General features: G+C 59.0%; 11 protein-coding genes and 1 tRNA gene. 6 read left to right on the forward strand and 6 right to left on the reverse strand.

Annotated features, from left to right (window positions below; translation table 11 throughout):
• Positions 1–101: 101 nt before the first annotated feature.
• From ACM6IV_RS02465 to ACM6IV_RS02485, 5 genes are all read right to left on the reverse strand, one after another.
• Positions 102–1043, reverse strand: coding sequence for a ribose-phosphate pyrophosphokinase (locus ACM6IV_RS02465; RefSeq protein WP_003171603.1), 942 nt, complete (start codon positions 1041–1043; stop codon positions 102–104).
• A 45-nt stretch (positions 1044–1088) separates the two neighbouring features.
• A tRNA-Gln gene (locus tag ACM6IV_RS02470) sits at positions 1089–1163 on the reverse strand.
• Positions 1164–1200: 37 nt separating this feature from the next.
• Positions 1201–2052: a 4-(cytidine 5'-diphospho)-2-C-methyl-D-erythritol kinase gene (gene ispE / locus ACM6IV_RS02475; RefSeq protein ID WP_414868585.1), complete on the reverse strand. Its 852-nt coding sequence runs from the start codon at positions 2050–2052 to the stop codon at positions 1201–1203.
• Between the two features lie 3 nt (positions 2053–2055).
• Entirely contained in the window at positions 2056–2673 is a 618-nt protein-coding gene (gene lolB / locus ACM6IV_RS02480; protein ID WP_414868586.1) for a lipoprotein insertase outer membrane protein LolB, read from the reverse strand.
• Positions 2674–2676: 3 nt separating this feature from the next.
• Complete coding sequence (locus ACM6IV_RS02485; RefSeq protein WP_414868587.1) at positions 2677–4401, reverse strand: tetratricopeptide repeat protein; 1725 nt, start codon at positions 4399–4401, stop codon at positions 2677–2679.
• Positions 4402–4583: 182 nt separating this feature from the next.
• Between ACM6IV_RS02485 and hemA the strand changes: the two genes are divergently transcribed.
• From hemA to ACM6IV_RS02515, 6 genes are all read left to right on the forward strand, one after another.
• On the forward strand, positions 4584–5867 hold the full coding sequence (gene hemA / locus ACM6IV_RS02490) for a glutamyl-tRNA reductase (protein ID WP_414868588.1): 1284 nt from the start codon (positions 4584–4586) through the stop codon (positions 5865–5867).
• Positions 5867–6949 carry a peptide chain release factor 1 gene (gene prfA / locus ACM6IV_RS02495; RefSeq protein ID WP_414868589.1) on the forward strand — a complete coding sequence of 361 codons (1083 nt, stop codon included), beginning with the start codon at positions 5867–5869 and terminating at the stop codon, positions 6947–6949. The genes hemA and prfA overlap by 1 nt, the downstream gene beginning before the upstream one ends.
• Entirely contained in the window at positions 6950–7780 is an 831-nt protein-coding gene (gene prmC, locus ACM6IV_RS02500; protein WP_414868590.1) for a peptide chain release factor N(5)-glutamine methyltransferase, read from the forward strand.
• Positions 7774–8529: a molybdopterin-synthase adenylyltransferase MoeB gene (locus tag ACM6IV_RS02505; RefSeq protein WP_414868591.1), complete on the forward strand. Its 756-nt coding sequence runs from the start codon at positions 7774–7776 to the stop codon at positions 8527–8529. The genes prmC and ACM6IV_RS02505 overlap by 7 nt, the downstream gene beginning before the upstream one ends.
• Positions 8522–9313 carry a glutamate racemase gene (murI, locus tag ACM6IV_RS02510; protein ID WP_414868592.1) on the forward strand — a complete coding sequence of 264 codons (792 nt, stop codon included), beginning with the start codon at positions 8522–8524 and terminating at the stop codon, positions 9311–9313. Before ACM6IV_RS02505 ends, murI begins: the two co-directional genes overlap by 8 nt.
• A gap of 112 nt (positions 9314–9425) precedes the next feature.
• On the forward strand, positions 9426–9944 hold the full coding sequence (locus tag ACM6IV_RS02515) for an acyloxyacyl hydrolase (RefSeq protein WP_150652016.1): 519 nt from the start codon (positions 9426–9428) through the stop codon (positions 9942–9944).
• A gap of 129 nt (positions 9945–10073) precedes the next feature.
• On the opposite strand, the gene ACM6IV_RS02520 is transcribed toward ACM6IV_RS02515, so the two are convergent.
• Complete coding sequence (locus ACM6IV_RS02520; protein WP_077574517.1) at positions 10074–10379, reverse strand: YkgJ family cysteine cluster protein; 306 nt, start codon at positions 10377–10379, stop codon at positions 10074–10076.
• Between the last annotated feature and the right edge of the window lie 51 nt (positions 10380–10430).

Genomic DNA, 10430 nt, shown 5'->3' on the forward strand with positions numbered 1-10430 from the left:
ACCAGCGCCGAACACGGTATGGGCAAAAAAGCCCCGCCCCGGCAGGAATGCCGGGGCGGGGCGCTTTTCGTCAACGAGACATTTCGAGAAGGGCAGGGCCCTTAACGGAACATCGCGCTGATCGATTCTTCATTGCTGATGCGGCGAACCGCTTCGGCAACAACCGGTGCGATATCCAGTTGACGGATACGTGCACAGGCTTGTGCTGCAGCGGACAGCGGGATGGTGTTGGTCACCACCAGCTCGTCCAGCACGGAATTTTCGATATTCTCGATGGCTCGACCCGACAGCACAGGGTGTGTGCAGTAGGCAAAGACCTTGGCTGCGCCATGCTCTTTCAGGGCCTTGGCCGCGTGGCACAGAGTGCCGGCGGTATCGACCATGTCATCGACCAGAATGCAGGTACGCCCTTCGACATCACCGATGATATGCATCACTTCAGAGTGATTGGCTTTCTCACGGCGTTTGTCGATGATCCCGAGATCAACGCCCAGGGATTTGGCAACAGCACGTGCACGCACGACGCCACCAATGTCCGGGGAAACGATCATCAGGTTTTCGAAGCGCTGATCTTCAATGTCATCCACCAGAACCGGGGAGCCGTAGATGTTATCTACCGGAATATCGAAGAAGCCCTGAATCTGGTCAGCATGCAGATCAACCGTGAGAACACGGTCGATGCCGACTACGGTAAGCATGTCAGCAACGACTTTCGCGCTGATAGCCACACGTGCGGAACGCGGACGGCGATCCTGACGGGCATAACCAAAATAAGGAATAACAGCAGTGATACGAGTAGCCGAGGAGCGGCGGAAGGCATCAGCCATCACTACCAGTTCCATCAGGTTATCGTTGGTCGGGGCGCAAGTCGGCTGAATAATGAAAACGTCTTTACCGCGAACGTTTTCATTGATCTCGGCAGTAATTTCGCCGTCGGAAAACTTGCCGACAGAGATGTCACCGAGAGGGATATGCAGCTGACGTACAACACGCCGAGCCAGATCGGGGTTAGCATTCCCCGTAAAGACCATCATCTTGGACACGCGCAGTACCTAGAGGCTGAGGGTAACCTGGATGAGTATAGAAAATGGCAGGGGCGGCTGGATTCGAACCAACGCATGGCAGGATCAAAACCTGCTGCCTTACCGCTTGGCGACGCCCCTGTATCTGTTGCATCAAGTGCCGAGCACTTGGTTCCTTTTAGAGCAGACTTTGCAGCTTGCGGTGCAACATCGAAACGTTGCTGCCTTTCGCTACAAACCCTGTAAGGGTCTCTGTCAGAAGGGCCGAGACTTTATCAGCTTCAGCTTTGCTTGGGAAGCCCCCAAACACACAACTTCCAGTCCCGGTGAGTTTTGCTTCGGTAAATTTACCTAACAAATCCAATGCGTTACGTACTTCCGGATAACGCCTTGCAACCACCGGCAAGCAGTCATTTCGACTGTTTCCCTCGGGAACGGGGCGCACTTTAATGGGCGGCGTGTTACGTGTCAACAAAGGATCGGAAAAAATTTCTGCCGTACTAACAGAGACTTGCGGCACGAGCACCAGATACCACGGTTCTTCGGGATCGACCGGGGTGAGTTTCTCGCCAACGCCCTCGGCAAAAGCCGCATGGCCACGAACGAAAACCGGCACGTCGGCACCCAGCGCCAGACCCAGTGCCGCCAGGCGATCTTCATCCCAACCCAGCTGCCACAAATGATTCAGACCGAGCAAAGTCGTTGCCGCATTCGAGCTGCCACCACCGATGCCGCCGCCCATGGGCAGCACTTTATCAATCCAGATGTCGATGCCGAGTGAACAGCCGGATTGCTGCTGAAGCAATTTCGCCGCGCGCACGATCAGGTTGCTGTCATGCGGCACGCCGGCGAATTCGGTGTGCAACTGAATCACGCCGTCATCACGTACGGCAAAAGTGATTTCATCGCCGTAATCGACAAACTGAAACAACGTCTGCAATTCGTGATAACCGTCGTCACGGCGGCCGAGAATGTGCAGCATCAGGTTGAGTTTGGCCGGCGAGGGCAGGGTCAGGCGTGCAGCGGTCATGGGTTATTGCCCCAACTTGCGCGGTTGCCAGGTCTTGATCACCAACGTGACGTCAAGGTCAGTGCCGTGCAGCTTGATCCGCTCGGGCAGCCAGTAACCGTTTTGTTCGGTGTAGGTGGTGTATTCGACTTTCCAGCCATCCTGTTCGAGGTTGGCCAGACGGCTGTTGGCGTCCAGGTTCAGGCGACTTTTGCTGGTGGGCGCCGGCAGGCCGCGCACCCACCAGGCCAGATTCGACACGGGCAGTTTCCAGCCGAGCTGCTCTTCGAGCAGCGCTTCCGGCGACTCGGAGTCATAGCGGCCCTGATTGGCGACTTCCAGCGAGACCTTGCCCGGACGCCCGGTCAGGCGTGCCGCGCCACGACCCAGCGGGCCGGACAGACGAATGTCGTAATAGTCCTGACGCTGCAGCCAGAACAGCGTGCCGCTACCGGAGTCTTTCGGTGCGCGGATGCCGATCTTGCCGTCGATCTGCCAGCCATCGAGGCCGGTCAATTGCTGTTTGTTCGCGGCCCATTGAGCCGGGCTGCCGTGGCCCTCGACCGATTCGCGAGTGCCAAAACCCGAGCAGCCGGCGAGCAGGGCGATGAAGCTGAAAACAATAACGTGGCGCAAAAACATGAGTTAAAGAGTCTCGGATCCGGTCAGGCGCTTGATGGTGCTGCGCAGAATGGTGCTGTCGGGCTGATCCTTGAGGAATTTGCCCCAGATTTGTTTGGCTTCACGCTGGTTGCCCTTGGTCCACAAGACTTCGCCCAAGTGCGCAGCGACTTCGTGATCCGGGAAGCGTTCCAGCGCCTGACGCAGATATTTCTCGGCGTCGTCCAGATTGCCCATGCGGTAGTTCACCCAGCCGAGGCTGTCGAGTACCGCCGGGTCTTCCGGATTGATCTGGTGCGCCTGCTCGATCAGCGCTTTGGCTTCAGCGTAACGGGTGGTGCGATCGGACAGGGTGTAGCCCAGCGCGTTGAGCGCCATGGCGTTGTCCGGATCACGCTTGATGATCAGGCGCAGGTCTTTTTCCATTTGCGCCAGGTCATTGCGTTTTTCCGCGAGCATCGCCCGGGTGTAAAGCAGGTTCAGATCGTCCGGGTATTGCTGCAACGCTTGCTGCAAGACTTTCCAGGCCTTGTCGTCCTGTTTGTTGGCCGACAGGGTTTCCGATTCGATCAGGTACAACTGGATCGCGTAATCCGGTTGCTCGTCGCGCTGGGCGGCGAGTTTGCTTTGCGCTTCAGCCGTCTTGCCGTTGTTCATCAGGATATCGGCCTGGCGCAATTGCGCCGGCAGATAGTCGTTGCCCGGGCCGACCTGGGCGTACTCGATGAGGGCGCCTTGCGGGTCGTTGCGTTCTTCGGCGATGCGACCGAGGTTAAGGTGCGCCGAATCGACGTGGCTTTCGCGCGCGATCAAGTCTTCCAGATAACCCTTGGCCTCATCCCAGGCTTTGGCTTCCAGGCAGACCAGGGCCAGCGAGTAACGCAGTTCGTCGTCTTCCGGGTATTGCTGAACCAGGCTGGAGAACTCGGCTTTGGCATCGTCCATGCGGTCCTGTTCGACCAGCATGCGCGCGTAAGTCAGGCGCAGGCGCTTGTCGTCCGGGTACTTCTTGATGCTTTTTTGCAGCAGAGGCAGCGCTTCGTCGCCTCGGTTGAGAATTTGCAGCAGGCGCGCACGCAGCAGAATCGGCGCGATCTCGCCGTCATCCGGCGGATTGTCTTCGAGCAGGGCCAGTGCGCCTTTGTTGTCGCCGTCCTGTTGTAACAACAGGGCCTTGCCGAAAATCAGCTGGCTGTTGTTCGGATGACGCTGCAGCAAACGGTCGAAGCTTTTCATCAGGCCGTTGCGGGTTTCCTGATCGGTATCCGCTGCCGACAGCGCAAGGAAATCGAAATGAGTGTCGCCCTTGCCCTGCAGGACTTTCTCCATATAGACCATCGAGTCGTCATAACGCCCGGCACGCGCCAGCTGCACGGCGGCGGCGCGTTGCGCTTCGAGGTCGTCCGGGGCGTTTTTCGCCCAGATCAGCGCGGTATCGAGGGCCGGTTGATCGGCGCCCAGGTATTCGGCGATACGGAATGCACGCTCGGACACGCCCGGATCCTGAGTATTGATGGCCTGGGTCACGTAGTTATCCAGGGCAATGTCGAAACGATTGCGCTGGCCGGCGAGTTCGGCGCTCAACAGGCTGAAAACGGTTTCCTCGCTGAACGAGCTGTAAACCTTGGGCTTTTCAGGCGCGGGCGTGGTGTCTTCAACCGACGGCGTACCGTCCGGCGAAACGGGAGCCAAGGCCTGGCAGCCGCTGAGGAAGACAAAAGCGAGGAGCAACGCGGAAGATCTATTCATATAGGAAGAGGACGACTAACCTGCGGTCGGATCATCATGACACAAGCCTTCGACCAAACATAACCGAGACTCAATTGTGCCCATTATAGGGGCTGACGATTGGGACAATAGTCAGCGGTAGTTGTTCTGAATCTTTCGAAGTAGGACAATTGCCGGCTTCACGTCACCATCAGCGACCTTGAATGGCCTTCCTTGCACTCGGTATCAACCACAAGACTGCTTCAGTAGACGTCCGCGAGCGCGTGGCTTTTACTCCTGAACAGCTGGTGGAAGCCTTGCAGCAGCTCTGCCGACTCACCGACAGCCGCGAAGCTGCGATCCTCTCCACCTGCAATCGCAGTGAGCTTTATATAGAACAGGATCAGCTTTCTGCCGATATCGTGCTGCGCTGGCTGGCCGATTATCATCATTTAAGCCTCGATGAGCTGCGCGCGAGTGCTTATGTGCATGAAGATGATGCGGCAGTTCGTCACATGATGCGTGTCGCCTCCGGGCTCGACTCGCTGGTGCTGGGCGAACCGCAGATTCTCGGCCAGATGAAATCGGCCTATGCCGTGGCCCGCGAGGCCGGCACCATCGGGCCGTTGCTGGGGCGACTGTTCCAGGCCACGTTCAATGCCGCCAAACAGGTGCGCACCGATACCGCTATTGGGGAAAACCCGGTGTCCGTGGCGTTTGCCGCGGTCAGCCTGGCCAAACAGATTTTCAGTGATTTGCAACGCAGCCAGGCCTTGTTGATCGGCGCCGGTGAGACCATTACCCTGGTCGCCCGCCACTTGCACGAGCTGGGGGTCAAGCGCATCGTCGTTGCCAACCGCACGCTGGAGCGCGCCAGTCTGCTGGCCGAGCAGTTCGGCGCTCACGCGGTGTTGCTCTCGGACATCCCGGCAGAACTGGTGCGCAGCGACATCGTGATCAGTTCGACCGCCAGTCAGCTGCCGATCCTCGGCAAGGGCGCGGTGGAAAGCGCACTGAAGCTGCGCAAGCACAAACCGATCTTCATGGTCGACATCGCCGTTCCTCGGGATATCGAGCCGGAAGTCGGCGAACTGGACGACGTTTACCTCTACAGCGTCGACGATCTCCACGAAGTGGTCGCCGAGAACCTCAAGAGCCGTCAGGGTGCAGCCCAGGCAGCGGAAGAGATGGTCTCGGTCGGCGCCGATGATTTCATGGTGCGTCTGCGTGAGCTGGCGGCGGTCGATGTGCTCAAGGCCTATCGTCAACAGAGCGAACGCTTGCGCGACGAGGAGCTGCAAAAAGCCCTGCGCATGCTGGCCAATGGCGGCAACGCCGAAGACGTACTCGGGCAACTGGCCCGTGGTCTGACCAATAAACTGTTGCATGCCCCGAGCGTGCAATTGAAAAAGCTTTCTGCCGAAGGCCGCCTCGATGCGCTGGCCATGGCCCAGGAACTCTTTGCCCTTGAGGGCTCACCGGATAGTTTTTCGGATAAAAAACCGTAATGAAAGCGTCACTGCTCAATAAGCTGGATGTCCTCCAGGACCGTTTCGAGGAACTGACTGCGCTGCTCGGCGACGGTGAAGTCATTGCCGATCAGGCCAGATTCCGCGCTTATTCCAAGGAATACGCTGAGCTTGAGCCGGTGGTACAAGGCTATAAAAAGCTGCTCGGCGTACAAGGCGATCTTGAAGGCGCGCAGGCGCTGCTCAAGGACAACGACCCGGACATGCGTGAAATGGCCGTGGAAGAAGTCCGCGAAGCCAAAGAATTGCTGATCACCCTGGAAGGCGACCTGCAACGCATGTTGCTGCCCAAGGATCCCAACGACGGCCGTAACGTCTTTCTCGAAATCCGCGCCGGTACCGGTGGCGACGAAGCGGCGATCTTCTCTGGCGACCTGTTCCGCATGTATTCGCGTTACGCCGAACGTCGTGGCTGGCGTGTGGAGATTCTTTCGGAAAACGAAGGCGAACACGGTGGCTATAAAGAAGTCATCGCTCGCATCGAAGGCGACAACGTTTACGGCAAACTGAAATTCGAATCCGGCGCGCACCGCGTCCAGCGTGTACCCGCCACCGAATCCCAGGGCCGTATTCACACCTCGGCCTGCACCGTGGCGGTGCTGCCCGAGCCGGACGAGCGCGAAGCCATCGAGATCAACCCGGCGGATTTGCGCGTTGACACTTATCGCTCCTCCGGGGCCGGTGGTCAGCACGTCAACACCACCGACTCGGCGATTCGCATCACCCACATACCGACCGGTACCGTCGTCGAGTGCCAGGAAGAACGTTCCCAGCACAAGAACCGTGCACGGGCGATGGCCTGGTTGGCGGCGAAACTCAACGATCAGCAAACCGCCGCGGCGGCCAATGCGATTGCCAGCGAGCGTAAATTGCTGGTGGGTTCCGGTGACCGTTCCGAGCGCATCCGCACCTACAACTTTGCGCAAGGCCGGGTGACTGACCATCGCGTCAATCTGACCCTGTATTCCCTTGATGAAATTCTTGCCGGTGGCGTTGAAGCGGTGATCGAGCCGTTGCTGGCCGAGTATCAGGCTGACCAGCTCGCAGCGATAGGTGAATAAATGACCATCATTGCCAGCCTGTTGCGTGCCGCCGAACTGCCGGACTCGCCCACCGCGCGTCTGGATGCCGAGTTGCTTCTGGCCGCCGCGCTGGGCAAGTCGCGCAGCTTTCTGCACACCTGGCCGGAGCGCATTGTGCCGAGCGAAGCGGCGCTGACTTTTGCCGAATACCTGCAACGGCGCCGTAGCGGCGAACCGGTGGCCTACATTCTCGGGCAGCAGGGTTTCTGGAAACTCGATCTGGAAGTCGCGCCGCACACGCTGATCCCGCGTCCCGACACTGAACTGTTGGTGGAAGCCGCGCTGGAATTGCTGCCCGCGACCCCGGCCAAAGTGCTCGACCTTGGCACCGGCAGCGGCGCAATCGCCCTGGCCTTGGCCAGCGAGCGCCCGGCGTGGAAAGTCACCGCAGTGGATCGTGTGCTGGAAGCTGTGGCACTGGCCGAACGCAATCGTCAGCGTCTGCATTTGAACAACGCCACGGTGCTGAGCAGCCATTGGTTCAGCGCACTGGAAGGTCAGCGTTTTCACTTGATCATCAGTAACCCGCCGTACATTGCTGCCGCCGATCCGCACCTGGTCGAAGGCGATGTGCGTTTCGAACCGGCCAGTGCGCTGGTCGCCGGTGAGGACGGGCTCGACGATCTGCGTCTGATCGTCGCCCAGGCTCCGGATCATCTGGAGGCCGCGGGCTGGCTGATGCTCGAACACGGCTATGATCAAGCCGAAGCCGTGCGCGACTTATTGCTCACTCGCGGTTTCGAAGAAGTCCACAGCCGCACCGATCTGGGCGGTCATCAACGCATCAGTCTGGGGCGCCTGCCGTGCTGAATGATCAGGAATTGCTGCGCTACAGCCGGCAGATTCTGCTGCAACACATCGACATCGACGGGCAACTGAAGCTCAAGGACAGTCGCGTGCTGATCGTCGGCCTCGGCGGTCTCGGTGCTCCGGTTGCGTTGTATCTGGCAGCGGCCGGTGTCGGTGAAATGCATCTGGCGGATTTCGACACGGTCGACTTGACCAACCTGCAACGCCAGATCATTCACGACACCGACAGCGTCGGCATGAGCAAAGTCGACTCGGCGCTCAAGCGCCTGAGTGCGATCAATCCCGAGGTTCAACTGGTTGCCCATCGTCAGGCGCTGGACGAGGATTCTCTCGCGGCTGCCGTGGCGGCGGTGGATCTGGTGCTCGACTGTTCCGACAATTTCTCCACCCGCGAAGCGGTCAACGCTGCGTGTGTGGCCGCGGGCAAGCCATTGGTGAGCGGTGCGGCGATTCGCCTGGAAGGCCAGTTGTCGGTGTTCGATCCGCGTCGTGCCGAGAGCCCGTGCTACCACTGTTTATACGGGCACGGCAGCGAAGCCGAACTGACTTGCAGCGAAGCCGGTGTGGTCGGGCCGCTGGTCGGTCTGGTTGGCAGCCTGCAAGCACTGGAAGCCTTGAAGGTGCTGGTCGGTTTTGGTGAACCGCTGGTGGGCCGTTTATTGTTGATCGATGCCTTGGGCTCGCGCTTCCGCGAGCTGCGGGTCAAGCGTGATCCGGGGTGCAGTGTCTGTGGTTCGCGCCATGCGTGAAGCGCCGATCGGCGTGTTCGACTCCGGCGTCGGCGGCCTGTCGGTGCTGGCGGAAATCCAGCGTTTGCTGCCCAATGAATCACTGCTCTATGTCGCCGATTGCGGGCACATTCCCTACGGTGAGAAAACCCCTGAATTCATCCGTCAGCGCTGCAGTGTGATGGCGGGGTTTTTTCGGGAGCACGGTGCCAAGGCCCTCGTCATAGCGTGCAATACCGCGACCGTCGCGGGTGTTGCCGATTTGCGGCGTGATTTTCCCGACTGGCCGCTGGTCGGCATGGAGCCTGCGGTCAAACCAGCGGCCGCCGCGACTCGCAGCGGTGTGGTCGGCGTGCTCGCCACCACCGGCACGTTGCAGAGCGCCAAGTTCGCCGCGCTGCTCGATCGCTTCGCCACTGACGTGCGCGTGATCACCCAGCCATGCCCCGGCCTGGTCGAACTGATTGAAAGCGGCGATCTGCACAGCGCCGGGTTGCGCCAGTTGCTGCAAGGGTATGTCGACCCCCTGTTGGCCAGCGGTTGCGACACAATCATATTGGGCTGCACCCACTATCCCTTTCTCAAGCCAATGCTCAAGTCGATGATCCCTGAGGACATCAGCCTGATCGATACCGGTGCGGCTGTGGCGCGGCAGCTTCAGCGCCTTTTGGCGGAGCGCGATTTGCTTGCTGCCGGCCCGAACCGGCCGGTCAGATTCTGGACCAGTGCAGATCCTGCGTACTTCAAAAATATCCTGCCCTTGTTGGGACAAAGTGCTGACGAAGTGCAAAACTTCGACTTGTAAAAAAATTGTGAAATAACTAAAAAATCAGCTGAACTTCTGAGCAGGCGCTAGCTTCTATAGCGAAGAGTTAGCTAGAAAACCAAACGATCGTTCCGGAAAAGGAAGTTTCAAAGTGAAGCGACTATTCTGCTTGGCCGCGATTGCGGCCGCACTGATGGGGCAAAGTATTACTGCGCAAGCGGCAGGTGTGGAGTTCGCGGTGGGTGCCACCAGCGATTCGACCATGACCTACCGCCTGGGCATGAATTTCGACTGGGACAAGAGCTGGCTGCAAAGTGACGTCGGTCGTCTGACCGGTTACTGGAGCGGGGCTTACACTTACTGGGAAGGTGACAAGACGTCCAGTAACAACAGCCTGTCGTTCTCGCCGGTATTTGTTTACGAGTTTGCCGGACAATCGGTCAAACCGTACGTCGAGGCGGGGATCGGCGTCGCCGCGTTCTCCAATACCAAGTACGAATCCAACAATCTCGGCGGTTCCTTCCAGTTCGAAGACCGCCTCGGTTTTGGCCTGCGTTTCAATGGCGGACATGAAGTCGGGATTCGTGCGACGCACTATTCCAACGCCGGTCTGGCCAGTGACAACGACGGTGTAGAAAGTTACGCGCTGCATTACACAATGCCGTTGTAAGCCGTACGCATAACCCCTGTAGGCCTTCGCCTGCTCGCGATAGCGGTGTGTCAGTCACACATATATTGACTGACACACCGCTATCGCGAGCAGGCGAAGGCCTACATTTGTTTTGGGGTGTTCTTGGGATCAGCGGTAAGCGGTCGTGATGCCTTTGCGCTCTTCAATGCACTCTGGTGCACCCATCTCGAACTCGCGGCAGATCAGCGGGCGTTTCTCGTAAATCGTGCACATCATCGTGTCGCGATCCAGCGCCGCGCACCAGCCGTCGTCCAGACGCAGCATCACTTCACCGCCCCATTCATCGGTATCGATAAAGCGATCAGGCACGCCAGTGTCGGTGATCAGCATCACTTCGAGCTGGCAACAGCACGCCGCGCAGGTGGAGCAAGTGACCGCCGGTTCAGTGATTTGTTGGTGGGGAATGGTCTTCATGGTCGGCAGTGTAAGGCAGTGGCCGGCGCACGTGTGAAAGGTCTGACCGAC

Origin of the sequence: Pseudomonas sp. IT-347P (assembly GCF_949768005.1) — a bacterium.
Classification (GTDB): Bacteria; Pseudomonadota; Gammaproteobacteria; order Pseudomonadales; family Pseudomonadaceae; genus Aquipseudomonas.

What these genes read in the sequence shown, in the direction of transcription:
- hemA (WP_414868588.1), top strand. Translation starts at nt 4,584, where the DNA reads ATGGCCTTCCTTGCACTCGGTATCAACCACAAGACTGCTTCAGTAGAC.
- ispE (WP_414868585.1), bottom strand. Translation starts at nt 2,052, where the DNA reads ATGACCGCTGCACGCCTGACCCTGCCCTCGCCGGCCAAACTCAACCTG.
- ACM6IV_RS02520 (WP_077574517.1), bottom strand. Translation starts at nt 10,379, where the DNA reads ATGAAGACCATTCCCCACCAACAAATCACTGAACCGGCGGTCACTTGC.
- ACM6IV_RS02485 (WP_414868587.1), bottom strand. Translation starts at nt 4,401, where the DNA reads ATGAATAGATCTTCCGCGTTGCTCCTCGCTTTTGTCTTCCTCAGCGGC.
- lolB (WP_414868586.1), bottom strand. Translation starts at nt 2,673, where the DNA reads ATGTTTTTGCGCCACGTTATTGTTTTCAGCTTCATCGCCCTGCTCGCC.
- prfA (WP_414868589.1), top strand. Translation starts at nt 5,867, where the DNA reads ATGAAAGCGTCACTGCTCAATAAGCTGGATGTCCTCCAGGACCGTTTC.
- prmC (WP_414868590.1), top strand. Translation starts at nt 6,950, where the DNA reads ATGACCATCATTGCCAGCCTGTTGCGTGCCGCCGAACTGCCGGACTCG.
- murI (WP_414868592.1), top strand. Translation starts at nt 8,522, where the DNA reads ATGCGTGAAGCGCCGATCGGCGTGTTCGACTCCGGCGTCGGCGGCCTG.